This window comes from Pseudomonas sp. FW305-20 (assembly GCF_058788075.1).
The window spans coordinates 20836-36541 of the sequence record NZ_JBYTAJ010000027.1; the positions used below are offsets into that span (position 1 = coordinate 20836).

General features: G+C 59.5%; 19 protein-coding genes. 10 read left to right on the forward strand and 9 right to left on the reverse strand.

What is annotated here, in order from left to right; genetic code table 11:
- Positions 1-53 precede the first annotated feature (53 nt).
- The 4 genes from AC3WP4_RS20980 to AC3WP4_RS20995 all read left to right on the forward strand — a co-directional run bounded on the left by AC3WP4_RS20980 (position 54) and on the right by AC3WP4_RS20995 (position 4099).
- Positions 54-1076, forward strand: coding sequence for an ABC transporter permease (locus AC3WP4_RS20980; RefSeq protein ID WP_074875643.1), 1023 nt, complete (start codon positions 54-56; stop codon positions 1074-1076).
- Between the two features lie 329 nt (positions 1077-1405).
- Entirely contained in the window at positions 1406-1810 is a 405-nt protein-coding gene (locus tag AC3WP4_RS20985; RefSeq protein ID WP_074875645.1) for a TraR/DksA family transcriptional regulator, read from the forward strand.
- Positions 1811-2006: 196 nt separating this feature from the next.
- Positions 2007-3611 carry a methyl-accepting chemotaxis protein gene (locus tag AC3WP4_RS20990; RefSeq protein ID WP_074875647.1) on the forward strand — a complete coding sequence of 535 codons (1605 nt, stop codon included), beginning with the start codon at positions 2007-2009 and terminating at the stop codon, positions 3609-3611.
- A 272-nt stretch (positions 3612-3883) separates the two neighbouring features.
- Positions 3884-4099, forward strand: a complete 216-nt coding sequence (locus tag AC3WP4_RS20995) for a hypothetical protein (protein WP_102615957.1) — start codon at positions 3884-3886, stop codon at positions 4097-4099.
- Here the strand turns inward: AC3WP4_RS20995 and AC3WP4_RS21000 are convergent.
- On the reverse strand, positions 4096-4335 hold the full coding sequence (locus tag AC3WP4_RS21000) for a DUF2789 domain-containing protein (protein WP_033057641.1): 240 nt from the start codon (positions 4333-4335) through the stop codon (positions 4096-4098). The two genes, AC3WP4_RS20995 and AC3WP4_RS21000, sit on opposite strands and share 4 nt — an antisense overlap.
- A gap of 343 nt (positions 4336-4678) precedes the next feature.
- Here AC3WP4_RS21000 and AC3WP4_RS21005 point away from each other — a divergent pair, with 343 nt between their 5' ends.
- Positions 4679-5311: a hypothetical protein gene (locus AC3WP4_RS21005; RefSeq protein ID WP_074880617.1), complete on the forward strand. Its 633-nt coding sequence runs from the start codon at positions 4679-4681 to the stop codon at positions 5309-5311.
- The gene (locus AC3WP4_RS21010) at positions 5304-5882 is read left to right on the forward strand and encodes a YajG family lipoprotein (protein ID WP_074875651.1); all 579 of its coding nucleotides are present in this window, start codon (positions 5304-5306) and stop codon (positions 5880-5882) included. Before AC3WP4_RS21005 ends, AC3WP4_RS21010 begins: the two co-directional genes overlap by 8 nt.
- A 171-nt stretch (positions 5883-6053) precedes the next feature.
- On the opposite strand, the gene AC3WP4_RS21015 is transcribed toward AC3WP4_RS21010, so the two are convergent.
- Together AC3WP4_RS21015 and AC3WP4_RS21020 are read right to left on the reverse strand one after the other, a co-directional pair.
- Entirely contained in the window at positions 6054-6284 is a 231-nt protein-coding gene (locus AC3WP4_RS21015; RefSeq protein WP_008151675.1) for a hypothetical protein, read from the reverse strand.
- A 158-nt stretch (positions 6285-6442) separates the two neighbouring features.
- The gene (locus tag AC3WP4_RS21020; RefSeq protein WP_074875653.1) at positions 6443-6691 is read right to left on the reverse strand and encodes a hypothetical protein; all 249 of its coding nucleotides are present in this window, start codon (positions 6689-6691) and stop codon (positions 6443-6445) included.
- Positions 6692-7104: 413 nt separating this feature from the next.
- On the opposite strand from AC3WP4_RS21020, the gene AC3WP4_RS21025 reads away from it, so the two are divergent.
- From AC3WP4_RS21025 to AC3WP4_RS21040, 4 genes are all read left to right on the forward strand, one after another.
- Entirely contained in the window at positions 7105-7575 is a 471-nt protein-coding gene (locus tag AC3WP4_RS21025) for a hypothetical protein (RefSeq protein WP_076031578.1), read from the forward strand.
- Positions 7575-7778, forward strand: coding sequence for a hypothetical protein (locus tag AC3WP4_RS21030; RefSeq protein WP_074875655.1), 204 nt, complete (start codon positions 7575-7577; stop codon positions 7776-7778). The genes AC3WP4_RS21025 and AC3WP4_RS21030 overlap by 1 nt, the downstream gene beginning before the upstream one ends.
- Positions 7779-7896: 118 nt before the next feature.
- The gene (locus AC3WP4_RS21035) at positions 7897-8913 is read left to right on the forward strand and encodes an ABC transporter substrate-binding protein (RefSeq protein WP_074875657.1); all 1017 of its coding nucleotides are present in this window, start codon (positions 7897-7899) and stop codon (positions 8911-8913) included.
- 129 nt (positions 8914-9042) lie between these two features.
- Positions 9043-9480 carry a DUF3995 domain-containing protein gene (locus AC3WP4_RS21040; RefSeq protein WP_074875659.1) on the forward strand — a complete coding sequence of 146 codons (438 nt, stop codon included), beginning with the start codon at positions 9043-9045 and terminating at the stop codon, positions 9478-9480.
- 119 nt (positions 9481-9599) lie between these two features.
- Here the strand turns inward: AC3WP4_RS21040 and AC3WP4_RS21045 are convergent, their stop codons facing one another.
- From AC3WP4_RS21045 to AC3WP4_RS21070, 6 genes are read right to left on the reverse strand one after another with little or no spacing between them, the layout of a single operon-like run.
- Positions 9600-9962: a Na+/H+ antiporter subunit G gene (locus tag AC3WP4_RS21045; protein ID WP_033057651.1), complete on the reverse strand. Its 363-nt coding sequence runs from the start codon at positions 9960-9962 to the stop codon at positions 9600-9602.
- Positions 9959-10237: a K+/H+ antiporter subunit F gene (locus AC3WP4_RS21050; RefSeq protein WP_074875660.1), complete on the reverse strand. Its 279-nt coding sequence runs from the start codon at positions 10235-10237 to the stop codon at positions 9959-9961. Before AC3WP4_RS21050 ends, AC3WP4_RS21045 begins: the two co-directional genes overlap by 4 nt.
- On the reverse strand, positions 10234-10722 hold the full coding sequence (locus tag AC3WP4_RS21055) for a Na+/H+ antiporter subunit E (RefSeq protein ID WP_102615956.1): 489 nt from the start codon (positions 10720-10722) through the stop codon (positions 10234-10236). Before AC3WP4_RS21055 ends, AC3WP4_RS21050 begins: the two co-directional genes overlap by 4 nt.
- On the reverse strand, positions 10719-12401 hold the full coding sequence (locus tag AC3WP4_RS21060) for a monovalent cation/H+ antiporter subunit D (protein WP_074875662.1): 1683 nt from the start codon (positions 12399-12401) through the stop codon (positions 10719-10721). Before AC3WP4_RS21060 ends, AC3WP4_RS21055 begins: the two co-directional genes overlap by 4 nt.
- Positions 12398-12742 carry a Na+/H+ antiporter subunit C gene (locus AC3WP4_RS21065; RefSeq protein ID WP_007935994.1) on the reverse strand — a complete coding sequence of 115 codons (345 nt, stop codon included), beginning with the start codon at positions 12740-12742 and terminating at the stop codon, positions 12398-12400. Before AC3WP4_RS21065 ends, AC3WP4_RS21060 begins: the two co-directional genes overlap by 4 nt.
- A complete protein-coding gene (locus AC3WP4_RS21070; protein WP_074875663.1) occupies positions 12742-15660 on the reverse strand; it encodes a monovalent cation/H+ antiporter subunit A in 2919 nt (972 codons plus the stop codon). The genes AC3WP4_RS21065 and AC3WP4_RS21070 overlap by 1 nt, the downstream gene beginning before the upstream one ends.
- Positions 15661-15706 lie beyond the last annotated feature (46 nt).

Below are 15706 nucleotides of genomic sequence, written 5' to 3' on the forward strand. Positions count from 1 at the left end.
CCTCGCCACAGGGTATGTATTCGATGCCGGATTTTTTAGAAGGGTGAGTGTTTATGAACGCGATACTGGAAAACAAGCCAGCAACCGCACCGGTCAAGAGTCGCCGGCGCTTTCCAACCGAGTTGAGTATTTTCCTGGTGCTGATTGGCATCGGCCTGGTCTTTGAAGTGTTTGGCTGGATCGTGCGCGACCAGAGCTTCCTGATGAACTCCCAGCGTCTGGTGCTGATGATCCTGCAGGTGTCGATCATCGGTCTGCTGGCGATCGGCGTGACCCAGGTCATCATCACCACGGGTATCGACCTGTCTTCCGGCTCGGTGCTGGCACTGTCGGCGATGATCGCTGCCAGCCTGGCGCAGACGTCGGACTTCACCCGGGCGGTGTTCCCGTCGCTGACTGACTTGCCAGTGTGGATCCCGGTGATTGTCGGGCTCGGGGTAGGGCTGCTGGCGGGGGCGATCAACGGCAGCATCATTGCCATTACCGGTATCCCGCCGTTCATTGCCACCCTCGGCATGATGGTCTCGGCCCGTGGCCTCGCGCGTTACTACACCGAAGGTCAACCGGTGAGCATGCTCTCGGATTCCTACACGGCGATCGGACACGGCGCGATGCCGGTGATCATTTTCCTGGTGGTCGCGGTGATCTTTCACATCGCCCTGCGTTACACCAAGTATGGCAAGTACACCTACGCCATCGGCGGCAACATGCAGGCGGCGCGCACCTCGGGGATCAACGTCAAGCGGCATCTGGTGATCGTCTACAGCATCGCCGGTTTGCTGGCAGGCCTGGCGGGTGTGGTGGCATCGGCACGGGCCGCGACCGGGCAGGCCGGGATGGGCATGTCCTATGAACTGGACGCGATTGCCGCGGCAGTGATCGGCGGCACCAGCCTGGCCGGCGGAGTAGGGCGCATCACCGGCACGGTCATCGGCGCACTGATCCTTGGGGTCATGGCCAGCGGTTTCACCTTCGTCGGCGTCGATGCCTACATTCAGGACATCATCAAAGGCCTGATCATCGTGGTGGCTGTGGTCATCGATCAGTACCGCAACAAGCGCAAACTCAAGCGCTGAGCCTCAGACTAAAGCAGCCAACGCGCCACGCCTGACCCGCGTGGCGCAACCATTTGTCTTCTATATACAGCCGCTCGATTGAATTTCTTGCTATAAACGCACTCCGATAACCACCGCAAAGGCTGCCTTAGAGCACTTTCAGGGCTTTGTCGGACAAATTCGCTGTCTTTTCAGTTGCTGAGGCCTCAAGTCGGCCTTAGACTGCCGCCCCTCGTAAATTGAGTGCCGGGTGGCGCTTGGAATTAAACGGCGCCGTTCCGATGGCCGACCCAGGTCCGCCGGAACGCTCCCTAATTCGCCTTAATGCACGTTTTTTTATAGAGATATCAATGACAAAGGACAAGTTGCTGGCCATGCCGGCGGATGACTACATGAATGCCGAGCAACATGCTTTTTTCTTTGAGCTGTTGCAGAACATGAAAGTCGAAACCCATGAGCGCATCGAACAGAACCGCATCGCCATCGAAAGCCTGGACACTCCGGCCGATCCGGCCGACGCTGCTTCTGTTGAAGAAGAGCGCACCTGGCTGGTGAACGCGATCGATCGCGACCAGCGCATGCTGCCTCAGTTGGAACAGGCTCTGGAACGCATCAAGGAAGACAGCTTTGGCTGGTGCGACGACAGCGGCGAGGCCATTGGCCTGAAGCGCCTGCTGATCAGCCCGACCACCAAGTACTGCATCGAAGCTCAAGAGCGTCACGAACAGATCGACAAGCACCAGCGTCAGGCCTGATTTCGTAACGCCCCGCATCGCGGGCAAGCCTCACTCCTGTCAGGAGCAAGGCTGGCCCGCGATGCTTTTTTTCGTCTGTGAAAAACCCCCGCACTTCTATTGATCTGCTGCAATGCCCACTACTAAGGGACCATAGATAATGGCCTTGTAGTGGCGTTTAATGCCGATACAACAATCAGAATAATGGGTGACGAAGATGACGCGTGACGGATCTCTGGTTGCAGCATCGTCTGCACCCGTGCTTTTGCCGAAAAACCTTTGGTTGACGCCGACCCTGCAAAGCATCGCCCTGATGCTGTTGTTGTGCGGCATGACGCTGGGCGGCTGGTCGCTTTACCTTGGCCTGCCATTGGCCGTGCTGATTATCTGGCTACCTCGCTTGCGCTCGCGCGCCCTCCCTGAGGCAACCCCCGTCGACAGCGCCAGTGCAATTGCCGAGTTGACTCGCGATCTTTCCTACACCACCAGTCATAACGCGTTGTCTGCCGCCGGTGTGGCCTTTTCGGTCAAGCAACTGGCCGACAAACTGCAGTCGCAACTCGGTGCTGCAGCGCAAATTGTCAGCAACGCCGAAGTGATGATCGCGACCGAACAAGCCACCTCGACACTCAGCCGGGAAGCCCTCAGTGCGGCCAGTGAGGCTCATCGGAGCAGCGCGGCAGGGCGTACGGAGCTGATCGAGTCGATCGCCCGTATGCATCAACTCAGTCAGCGCGCCAGTAACAGCCGGGAACTGATCGAAGCTCTGAGCCTGCGCAGTGATGATATCCAGCGGGTCACCCTGGTGATCCAGTCCATCGCCAGCCAGACCAATCTGCTGGCATTGAACGCGGCTATCGAGGCGGCCCGGGCCGGCGAGCACGGTCGCGGATTTGCGGTGGTGGCCGATGAGGTTCGCGGTCTGGCCGCGCGCACGGCAACGGCTACTGGCGAAGTCGGGGACATGGTCGCTGATATTCAGCAACGCACCGCGCAAGTGGTGGAGCAGATCCGTCAACTGTCCAGCGACCTCGACACCGGGGTCGAGCAGGTCGAGCACACCGGTCAGCATCTGGAGAACATTGCGCGTCTGGCTGCCGGCGTCGAAAGCCAGGTGGGGGAAATCGCCAAAGGCGCCGACACCAACCGCGAACAACTCGATAGCCTGTTCCACGCCATCGAACAGATGCGCAGCGACCTGGCGATCAGCGATCAACAGACCCAACGCCTGGCCCAGGCCGCCGTGCAAATGGAAGGTCAGGCCGAAACCATCAGCGAACGCCTCGCCGAAGTCGGGCTGGATGACTATCACCAGCGGGTTTATGACCTGGCCCGCGAAGGCGCGAGTCAGATTGCGGCACGCTTTGAAGCGGATATCGACGAGGGCCGCGTGAGCCTCGATGACCTGTTCGACCGCAATTACCAAACCATTCCCGGCACCAGCCCGGCCAAATACCAGACCCGCTTCGATCGCTACGCCGATCAGGTCTTGCCGGCGATCCAGGAACCCTTGTTGCCGCGTCATGAAGGCCTGGTGTTCGCCATCGCCTGTACGCAGCAGGGTTATGTGCCGACCCACAACAAGGTCTTCAGCCAACCCCTGACTGGTGATGCCCAGGTCGATACCTTGCAGAACCGCACCAAACGCAAATTCGCCGACCGCACCGGGATCCGCTGCGGCAGCCATCAACAGGCAGTACTGCTGCAAACCTACACCCGCGACACCGGGGAACTGATGCACGACCTTTCGGTGCCGATCATGCTCAAGGGCCGGCATTGGGGTGGTTTGCGGTTGGGTTACAAGCCGGAAAGCCCTCGTTGATAGCCACCCACTGATCGTTCCCACGCGTGGGAACGATCAATACGCGCAAGCGTTGAGGAAACAGGCCGGCCCGTAGGCCGCCTCGCTTTTGCTTTTGCGATGCACGCCCCCTCGAGAGGCTGAGGGCAGGTTCTGCGCAGTGGGCTAACCCGGCCATGACCATTGTTACCGGTTGAACAACAAAGCTGTGCAGTTGCATTGCTGTTTCCTCACCGATGAACTCATTACCATGCCCACATAGTTAGGTTGCTAATGAAGTTCGAGAGGTCAGCATGCAAAGCAGAGTCGATGTCGCGGTCATGATAGGCAGCGGTGTGCCTGCCAGTTTGCGTTCGCTGGGCAAGAGCATCTGTTGGGTGGTGCTGCTTAATGGCGAGCGCCGCGGAACGGCATTCTCAAGTCGCGAAGAAGCGCAGGCGTGCAGGGCTGCCTGGTTGGCGCAACTGAACGCCAAAACACCCGACAGCCTGCATGGAATCAGAGGCTAATGGATCTGATGCATACGCAGGTTCAAATCGTCGACCACCCGCGCCCAATCCGCGTCTTCACGCAATTGTTCTTTCAGGAAGCCTGCTTGCTGCGGGGTCCAGAACTCGGCATCGATGAGTTTCTTGTCGTCGGCCAGGGGTGAATGGCTGGCAATGAAATCGTCGATGGCCTTCTCGCTGGAGTCCAGACCGAGTTGGTCGAACAAACCTTTCAAGTCGTGTGTAGGTGAATCCATCTTCATCTCCTTGAGAGTATTCAGTCGCATCGAGTGCGCAATCGGCAGTGCAGCGTCATTGCATCTGAGGGAACCGCGCGCCAAGAGTTCGATAGGGGTTTAGCAGCTTTCTGTGGATTTGCCACCGTGATAGCACTGGGCTATTGCCTGTCGGGGGGTCCACCGATTACGATGCCGTCGCGTTTTTGGCGTCACTGAGCCGCCATTCAAAGAGTTCGAACAAGGATGTAGGCGACACTCGGTCCCTCAGGTTTACCGCCGTTCAGTACTGAATTGCCCATCCCTTGCACGATTTTCTTTCGAGCCGACGCATCCCCGATCCCGCATGAAAAGGATGTATGCAGTGAAGCGTCTTGTTTATCTGATGGCCGTCGCGCTAGGCCTGTCGTTGACGGGTTGTGTGTCTTTCACCCCGCTGGGTCCCATCGGCGAACCCTTGAGCCCCGCGCCATCCACTCTTGATCGCAGTGCCGAGATCAGTGACGTGGTGATTTCCGCCCCCGAGCTGGACGATAAGGTGCGTGTCGCCGGTAGCCGGCAGTTGACCGAGCAGATCAGCACCTATGTCGATAAAAGCGATTACTTCAAGCGAATCGTAGTATTCCCGGCCAAGGCCGGTCAGGACGACGTGGTGCTCAAGTTCAACCTGACCTCGCTGGCAGGCAAACGCACCATGCATCCGGCTTATATTCCCGGTGCGCTGGTGACCTTGACCCTCTGGATCTGGGTTGACGGTCCGATCTACGTCGACAAATACGACCTCGCGGGCGAACTGGTCATCGAAGACCGTCAGGGCAAGCAACTGGCCAGGTCGGTCGAGCAGGTCAAGCTCGACAAGAATGTCGGCCTGTGGAACGCCGATTACCTCAATCCCCGCCTGGGCGGTACCCAGTTGCGTGAGTTGATCGCTCACTTGCTGGCGAGTGCTACCCCTCAATTGCGTACACCGTCAAAGGAATTGGCTGCACATGAATAAATACTTTTTGGTTTTGCTGTTGATGGTCAGCAGCGCCCTGACGGGCTGCATTTCCTACTCCCAGCATGACTTGCCACCGGTGGATCAATGGCCACCGACCCAGGCCAGGCAAGACAAGCCCAGTGCTTATCTGCACGTGACGACTCAGCAGCAGTTCAACGGTGAACTGTCGGGGGGCGTGGGCAATGCGGCGCTGGTGGAAAAGAACATGCTGGAAACCTTTAAGGAATCCGGACAGTTCAAAAACGTGACCACCGACAAAGTCGACTCGAATCTGTACGTCACGAGTACCTTGACCAACAACGAGCAGGGCAATATCGCCAGTGCCTGGCTGACGGGGTTCACGTTGTTCGTGATCCCGACGACGTTCAGCAATACCTTCACGCTGGAAACGGTGTTCAAGGATCAGGAAGGCAAGGTGCTGGGTAAAATCGTCAAACAGGAGAGCACTCGCACCTGGATGCAGATCCTGCTGATTGTCGGGTTGCCGTTCAATGAACGAGGGGACGTGTTGCTCAAGCATCTGACCCAAAGCACGCTGGATGAAGCGGTCAAGCGCAAGCTGATCTGATCATTTGTCGACATGAAGGCGTGCAATCTGTGCAAGGTTGGCACGCCGCAGACACCTCACGGGCCGGGGTGTCGATTCTGCCGGCGAGGCAGGCCCTGGTCTGCTACAGCACGCTGACGGTCATGAAAATCGCGCTGATCCAGCGCGGCTCCCGGACTTGTGCACCCCATCTCAGGCCTTCAAGGCCCCTTCATCGACGGCAACCTTCAGCGCCTTGGCGGCATCCTGGGCGGCAACGGCAGCGACGTCCGAGGTCTTGAACCAGCGATCCTTCTCGACCTGGTGATACGTCACGGTAGTCAGCGGTGGTTTGGCGCGCATGATAATGACTGCCTGGAATTCGCCTTCGACTTCTCTGGCTTCGCCCCGGATAAAAAATTCACCGATATCAAATTCCGTCACGTAGCAGCCTTCCCTTGAAAATATTCTGTTGTTTTGAGCGCAGCCCACCCTGGGGGCGGGTTTCATTGGTCGGGCAGTATGGCAGTAGTTGCATGCCGGCGGCTGAGATAAGTCGCCGGCATGACGAAGCGTCTATGGAAATGAACGTGGCGGGACCGTCAACCGCGTAACTCGAGCGAGCGGGCAAGGGCACAGGCGTCGTTATGATTGCCGCGGAAACCTCTGACGCGGCCGGTGGAAATTTCCTTGATATGAAAAAAGGCATTGCCGGCCAGAATGACCTGAAAGCGTGGCCGGGCAAGCTGTTCAGGGTAGTATTCATACGGTTGAAACATCCCGGGGGGCAGGGGCGTCGAGCTGTTCGTGTCAGGCGCCTGAGGGTAAGCAAAATGTGTCAGCGTGCACATATGAAGTCCTTTTCGTTGTTTTACCGACGTGCGTACGTGGTTTTGGGTAGTCTCGATGAGCATCGCTGCTCTAGAATCACCGTCAGTGTCTGGCGATCGATGTTCATCTAAAGCAATTTTTTGCTGGCGATATGTCGGAAAAGTGCTTTTGTTAAAGAGATTTTTCCCTAAGGTTGGTAGTCCCGTTTTTCTGGCCGTCGGAAGGGATTTTTCCTTCAACCTCTGACGAACGCCGGGCAAGACGACGTGAGTGTGGTTCCAGTAGTCTTCTCAAGCCTCGCGATGGATGAGCCCTCTGCTCGTTTCAGGATTTCAACCCGGGTCTTTTTGCGACACCTTCGGCATTGCCGCTTTTTTCTGCTGTGCGCTGTTTTCCTGCGTGCAGCATCATTTTCAAATGTGGGGATGTTTCCTTGGCAGTAAGTAATCTCGATATGCATGCTTTGTTCGTGCTGGGTGATTTGCGCGCAAAGCTGGTTAAACAGTTCCAGTCACGTTTTGTTTACATCACCGAACAGAACGCTGAAGGCATTTATATTGCCGAGATCGACACCGAAGAGGCGTTGGTGGTCGATGACAAACCAGGGCTTAAGCTCAAGGTCGGCGATCATTTCAGCGCCTCCGTATTGCCCAGTCGCGAAGGCGGCAAGCTGGACATCAAGTTCCGTGAAATCAAACTGACGGTGTACGGCCTGGGTGATTACGCGTTCGTCACCACCGCTGATGGCCACGGGATCGTATTCAAGGAAGGTCATGGCGTGGTGATGGTGTTCGCCGCTCACCAACAGTTGCAGGAAGGCCTGACCAAAACCTTGAAAGCCGTGACCGCCAAGGCTGCCAAGTGGCGCAAAGGGGAACTGGTGACCTTCAAGGCCAGCGAATAGTGACCCTGGCCCGCGTCGACTTCCACGAACTGCACCAGGCCCGTGCGCAAGCCGAAGCCCAGCGACTGTTCGACCAAAAGGCTGTTTTGCAAGGTGCATGGCTGGGTTGGGTGGCGTCACAGATCTATACGTTGCGTCCGGCGGAGTACGCCAGCATGGTACGAAGAGCGTTGGCGCACTTGCAGGAACTTTCCGAAAATTGATTGACCTCCCTCGAAAGCAGGAACCTCTACTACAGTCAGTTGACTGAGTATTCAGAGGCTTTGCGGTCTTCTGCCAGGCCATCCCGCTATTGCTGTGAACAGCACGAGGTGCAAAAGCATGAACGGATTTCGACGGTTGCTGGCCGCTACCCTGGCCACTTTCGGATTGTTGGTGTCACCCGTTCCGGGGTTCGCTGCCCAGGCGCCGATCCACTTCGCCGACCTGAACTGGGAAAGTGGCAGCCTGATCACCGATATCCTGCGGATTATCGTCGAGACGGGCTACGGGCTGCCGACCGATACCTTGCCGGGGACGACGATTACCCTGGAAACCGCACTGGCTAACAATGACATTCAGGTGATTGGCGAAGAATGGGCCGGTCGCAGTCCGGTCTGGGTCAAGGCTGAGGCCGAAGGCAAAGTCGCGAGTCTGGGCGATACGGTCAAGGGCGCCACCGAGGGTTGGTGGGTGCCCGAATACGTGATCAAAGGCGACCCGGCGAAAGGCATCAAGCCGCTGGCGCCGGACCTGCGCAGTGTCAGCGACCTGCCGAAATACAAGCACGTGTTCAGTGATCCGGAAACCCCGGGCAAGGGGCGCTTCCTCAACAGCCCGATCGGCTGGACGTCGGAAGTGGTCAACAAACAGAAACTCAAGGCGTATGGGCTGGACGACAGCTATGTGAATTTCCGCAGCGGTTCAGGAGCAGCGCTGGATGCGGAGATCAGTTCTTCGATTCGGCGCGGCAAACCGGTGCTGTTCTATTACTGGTCGCCAACCCCTTTGCTCGGCCGCTTCAAACTGATTCAGCTTGAAGAGCCGCCGTTCGACGCTGATGCCTGGAAAACCCTGACCGACGCCGACAACCCGAATCCGAAACCGACACGCTCGCTGCCCTCGAAATTGTCCATCGGTGTGTCGACGCCATTCCAGAAGCAGTATCCGCAGATCGCCGAGTTCTTCAGCAAGGTCGACTTGCCAATCGATTCATTGAACAAGGCGCTGGCCGAGATGAGCGAAAAGCACACTCCGCCACGTCAGGCGGCGCAGGCGTACATGAAGGCGCACCCGGACGTGTGGCAGGCCTGGGTGCCCAAGGATGTGGCCGACAAGGTGTCCGCAAAATTGAAGTAAAGGATGGGCCATGGCGACGCAAAGTCATCGATCAGCGCTGATGGCCGTGCGCCATTGCTGACGAATACCCTTACAAAATCGTTCAAGGAAGTTCATTGTGCTGCGACATTTCACGCTGGAAGTCCGAACATGAGCCTATTGATCGCGCAATGGATGGCTGCCATCTTCCTGTTGATCAGTCTGATCCACCTGTATTGGGCGGCGGGCGGCAAGTTGGGTAGCGAGGCGGCGGTCCCGCGAATATCCGCAGAGGACAGCGCGCAAGCCCGGCCGGCCTTCAAGCCTTCAGGCTTTGCCACGTTACTGGTGGCGGTCGGGTTGCTGCTGATTGCGATGCTGGTGTGCATGCGAGTCGGCCTGTATCTGCCGGCGGTGCATCACTGGTCGCTGCAATGGGTGATCAGCGCGATTGCAATGCTGATGTTCGCCAGGGCGATCGGCGACTCGCATCTGATGGGGTTCTTCAAGCAGGTGAAGGACTCGAAGTTTGCCCGACTCGACACCTGGGCTTATTCGCCGTTGTGCGTGGTGTTGGGGGCGGGGTTGTTGGCAGTCGCCTGGATTTGATCTGAGGTAATGCAAGATCAAAAGATCGCAGCCTCGTTTCACTCGACAGCTCCTACATAGGTTATGCATTCCTCTGTAGGAGCTGTCGAGTGAAACGAGGCTGCGATCTTTTTTCGCGTTTAACTCCCGCTCTCCGTGCGCCGACTGCTCACCTCGGCCGGCACATCATCCCCCGCCATACGCTTGCGAAACAGCGCCGCCCGCGCCAGCAACAGCGTGGTCACCGGCACCGTAATCGACAACAGAATCGGAATCAGCCAGGCATGCAGCACCGGCCCGGACTTGAGTGCCGAAAAATAAATGATCGAGGCCAGCGCCACGCACCAGGCGCCCAAGGTCGACGCCAGCGCCGGCGGGTGCATGCGCTGGAAGTAGTCCTTCATCCGCACCAGGCCAATGGCGCCGATCAGCGCAAACAGACTGCTGAGCACCAGCAGGATTGCCACCGGAATTTCAACCCACAGAGACAGTTCTGCGCTCATTCGATCACCTCGCCGCGCAGCAGGAATTTCGCCAGGGCAAACGAACCGACGAAGCCGAACAGCGCAATCAGCAGCGCCGCCTCGAAGTAAGTGTCACTGGCATAACGAATGCCCAGCGTAAGCATCATCAGCATCGCGATGATGTACAGATAATCCAGCGCCAGAACCCGGTCCTGGGCCGACGGCCCCTTGAACAGCCTGATCAGGGTCAGAATCATCGCCAGGGAAAAGAAGAACAGGCTCAGCAGGATTGCGTTCGACAGCAAGGCGCTCATTCGAAGATCTCCATCAAGGGGCGCTCGTAGGTCGCCTTGAAGTGCTGGATGAACAGCGCTTCGTCATCCAGATCGAAGACGTGCAGCAGCAGGATGCTTCGATCCAGCGCCAGTTCCGACCAGACCGTGCCGGGGACCACGGTGCAGATCATCGACAACGCGGCCAGGCCGTTGGCATCGCGCAGGTCCAGCGGCACCTTGATGAAGCGTGAGCGCGGTGGTCGGCGGCCGGCGTTGAGCACGCCCCAGGCCACGGCGACGTTGGACACCACCACATCGCGCCCGACCAGAAAGAACAAACGTACAATCACCTCCGGCCGACGAATGCGGATCGGTAGTGGTCGCAGTTTGCGCATCATCAACGGCGCGCAGAACCCCAGCACCGCGCCCAGCAGCAGATTGCCGGGACTCATCGACAGGTTCAGCACCAGCCACAACAACCACAGGGCCAGCGACAACCAGGGAGCAGGAAACAGACGCTTCATGGTGTCAGCTCCGCTACCGCGGCTTTGGCTTCCGGGCTTGGAATCGCACGGGTACCGAGCACCGCCATCACGTATTGCTGCGGGTTGTTCAAGGTTTGGGCGGCCGCCTGGGTGTAGCGCAGCAGCGGTTCAGCCTTGAAGGTCAGCGCAATGCTCAACCCCAGCAGCGCAATGATCGGCACGCATTCGAAACGTCGCAGCAACGGTGAAGGCCGCTCCTCGGGCGTCCAGAACCGCTGGATGCCCAAGCGCGAGAAGGCAATCAACGACGCCAGCCCGGACAGGATCAGCAACGCGAGCAAGCCCCACGCCGCGTTCGAGATCGGCTCATCGCTGCCATTGCCCAGGCCCAGCGGATTGAGCAGGGCGCTGAGCAAACCGAGCTTGCCGATGAATCCCGAGAGTGGCGGCATGCCGATGATCAGCAGCGAGCAGGCAATGAAGCTCAACCCGAGGAAAGCCATGGTCCAGGGAATCACCTGGCCGACCACGGCTTTCTGCTCGTCATCGAGGTTGATGCCTTTGGGCGGCTGCAAGGATTCCATCGGTCGCGGCAGATCGCCGTCATCGAACAACGGCATTTCATTGGCCGAACGCGAACGCTCGATCAACTCGGCCAACAGGAACAACGCGCTCAACGCCAGGGTCGAGCTGACCAGGTAGAACAGTGCCGCGCCGATCAGGTTCGGCTGGGCGAAACCGATGGCCGACAGCAGAATCCCGGCGGACACCAGAATGCTCAGGCTGGCCAGGCGCTCAAGCCGTTGTGCGGCGAGAATCGCCACGGCGGCGCAGACGATGGTCGCCATGCCGCCGTAGATCAGCCAGTCGCCGCCAAAGTACGCCGACGCGCCAGCCTGACCGGAGAACAGCAGGGTCCACAGACGCAGCAAGGTGTAGACGCCGACCTTGGTCATGATCGCGAACATCGCCGCTACCGGTGCGCTCGCTGCGGAATAGGCCGGCACCAGCCAGAAGTTCAGCGGCCACATCCCGGCCTTGGCCAGGAACGCCACGGCCAGAATCCCCGCGCCGGCATGCAACAGGCCGCGATCGGCTTCCGGCACCAGTGGAATTTTCAACGCCAGGTCGGCCATGTTCAGGGTGCCGGTGACGCCGTAGATCAGCGCCGCGCCGATCAAAAACAGCGACGAGGCCAGCAGGTTGATCGAGATGTAATGCAGTCCCGACGACACCCGCGACCGACCCGAACCGTGGAGCATCAGGCCGTAAGAGGCCGCCAGCAGCACTTCAAAAAACACAAACAGATTGAACAGGTCCCCCGTCAGGAACGCGCCGTACAGGCCCATCATCTGAATCTGGAACAGCGCGTGGAAACTCGAACCGGCGCCGTCCCAGCGGGCCATGGCGAACAGCAGGGCGCTGACGCCGATGATCCCGGTCAGCACCAGCATCAGCGCCGACAGCCGATCGACCACCAGCACGATACCGAACGGCACTTGCCAGTTGCCCGGCAGGTACACGCCGATGGAACCGGGGACGTCCGTCTCCTGAGTCCATTGCAGCAACAGCACGGCAATGCCCAACCCCACCAGGCTGGAAAACAGGTTGATCCTGGCCTTCAGCGGACGGTGCTTTTCGCCCAGCATCAGCATCAGGGCGGCGGTCAGCAGTGGCAGCAGAATCGGTGCAGCGATCAGGTGCGGCATCAGATTCATTCTTTAGGCTCCCGGCCATCCACATGGTCGGTACCGGTCAGGCCCCGGGAAGCGAGCAGCACCACCAGAAACAACGCGGTCATGGCGAAGCTGATCACGATGGCGGTCAGCACCAGTGCTTGCGGCAGCGGGTCGGTGTAGTGCAACAGATCCTGCGGGACGCCGTCCTTGATGTTCGGTTCCTTGCCGATGAACAGACTGCCCATGCTGAAGATGAACAGATTGACGCCGTAGGACAGCAGGCACAGGCCCATCACCACCTGAAACGTCCGTGGCCGCAGGATCAGCCAGACCCCGGACGCGGCCAGCACGCCGATGGCGATTGCGATGACTTCTTCCATCAGACGGTTCCTTGCATGGCGACGGATCGAGGCAGGGCAGCGGTCTTGTGACCCCGTACCGATTGGTGAGCGAGGGCGGTGAGGATCAACAGGGTCGAACCGACCACCACGGCGTACACGCCAATATCGAAGAACAGTGCACTGGCGATGTGAATGTTACCGAACACCGGCAGTTCGAAATGCCAGGTGTGGGTGGTCAGGAACGGATACCCGACGGCCATCGCCCCGAGCCCGGTGACCGTGGCAAACAGCAAGCCGGTGCCCATCCAGCGCAGCGGTCGCAGGCTCATTTGCGCTTCGACCCACTGGGTGCCGGCGACCATGTATTGCAGGATGAACGCCACCGACATTACCAGACCCGCGACAAAACCGCCGCCCGGTTGATTGTGGCCGCGCATGAACAGGTAGACCGACACCACGAACGCGATCGGCAGCAGCAGACGCACCAGCACCGCCGGCACCATCATGAACCCGAGCGCTGTATCGCTGGCGTGACGCGGGTTGACCAGATCGGTGACCACGTCCGGTGCCAGCAACCGCTGCTGGGCCGGTAACTGCAGGCTTTCTTTCGGAGGTCGGAAGCGTCGGAGCAGGGCGAATACGGTCAGGGCCACGGCCACCAGCACGGTAATTTCACCGAGGGTGTCGAAGCCGCGGAAGTCCACCAGCATCACGTTAACCACGTTGCTGCCGCCACCTTCGGGCAGGGCGCGGCTGAGGTAGAACGAGGAAATATCGTTCGGCGTTTGGCGCGTCAGCATCGCATAGGCCAGCAGCGCCATGCCGCCACCGACCACGGTCGACAGCAGCAAGTCGCGGATACGGCGAATGCGCGCCTTGCGCAGGGTGCTCGGCAGCGGCGAGACCTCTTCGATCCGGCGCGGTAGCCAGCGCAGTCCCAGGAGGATCAACACCGTGGTCACCACTTCCACGGCCAATTGCGTCAGCGCCAGGTCCGGCGCCGAGAACCAGACGAAAGTGATGCAGGTCATCAGGCCGCAGACGCTGACCATGGTCAGGGCCGCGAGACGGTGATACTTGGCCTGCCACGCCGCGCCGAGGGCGCAGGCAATCGCCAGCAGCCAGAGGGTCACGAACACGATCGAACCCGGAATCTTCGGCCGGTCGCCCCAGCTCAGGCTACTGTGGAGCATCGGGATCAACCCGGCCAACACGGCCGCGAACACCACCAGGAACAATTGGGTTTGCAGGCGCTTGGTGCTGATCCGCCGCTCGAGACGACGGGCCAGGCGCATCATGATCACCAGGCTGTGTTCGAACAGGCGCTTGCCGTTGAACCGGCCAATGACCGGCGGGTACTTGAAACGCCCGAGTTTGAGCTGATTGCGCAACAGCAGATAAAGCACGATGCCGCAGGACATGGCGATCAGGCTCATGATCATCGGCGCGTTCCAGCCGTGCCAGATCGCCAGGCTGTATTCAGGCAAGGTGCCGCCTACCACCGGCAGGGCCGCCGCGGCCAGCAACGGGCCGACCACCTGCGCCGGGAAAATTCCCACGACCAGGCAGGCGAACACCAAAAACTCCACCGGCGCGCGCATCCAGCGTGGCGGCTCGTGTGGGGTGTGCGGCAAGTCGGTGGCGGTCGGGCCGAAGAACACGTCGACGGTAAAGCGCAACGAGTAGGCAATGCTGAAAGTGCCGGCGATGGTCGCGACGATGGGCAGCGTCATCTCGATCCAAGCCGTGGCATTGATGAACACGGTTTCGGCGAAGAACATCTCTTTGGAGAGGAAGCCGTTGAGCAGCGGCACACCGGCCATCGAAGCGCTGGCGACCATGGCCAGGGTGGCGGTGAACGGGATCAGCTTGATCAGGCCGCTGAGCTTGCGAATGTCCCGGGTGCCACTTTCGTGGTCGATGATCCCGGCGGCCATGAACAGCGAGGCCTTGAACGTGGCGTGGTTGAGAATGTGAAACACCGCGGCCACGGCGGCCAACGGACTGTTCAGGCCCAGCAGCAGAGTGATCAGGCCCAGGTGACTGATGGTCGAGTAAGCCAGCAGTCCCTTGAGGTCGTTCTGGAACATCGCGCAGTACGCGCCGAGCAACAGGGTGCAGGCACCGGCGCCGCTGACGATGTAGAACCATTGTTCACTGCCCGACAGCGACGGCCAAAGCCGTGCGAGGAGAAATACCCCGGCCTTGACCATGGTCGCCGAGTGCAGATAGGCCGAGACCGGTGTCGGTGCCGACATGGCGTGGGGCAGCCAGAAGTGGAAAGGGAATTGTGCGCTTTTGCTGAGGGCGCCGATCAGGATCAGGGGCAGCAGAATAGGGTAGAGGGCGTGTGCGCGAATCAGATCGCCGGCGGCCAGGACCTTGTCCAGGTCATAGCTGCCGACCACATGGCCGAGCAGCATGACCCCCGCCAGCAAGCACAAACCGCCTGCGCCAGTGACCATCAGCGCCATGTAAGCACCGCGTCGTGCATCGGCGCGGTGGTGCCAGTAGCCGATCAACAGGAATGAAAAGAGGCTGGTCAACTCCCAGAAAAACACGATCTGGATCAGGTTGCCGGAGATCACCAGCCCGAGCATGGCGCCCATGAACGCCAGGAAAAACGCGAAGAAGCGCGGCACCGGATCGTCCGGCGACATGTAGTAGCGGGCGTACAACGAAACCAGAGTGCCGATGCCCAGCACCAGCATCGAGAATAGCCAGGCGAACCCGTCCATGCGTAGGACGAAGTTCAAGCCCAGGCTGGGCAGCCAGAAGAATTCTTCGCGGATCACGCCGCCATCGGCGATTTGCGGGTACAGCAGGGCGACCTGAACGGTGCCTATCAAGGCAACCAGGCCAGCCAACAAAGATTCGGTGTTACGCGCGTTGTGCGGCAGCAAGGCTGCCAGACAGCTGCCGATAAAAGGCAGAAGCAGTAGAACTATCAGGGACATAGGCTTCTAATCTGCGGAAGTTTGTGAAGCATCATACGTGCCAGTT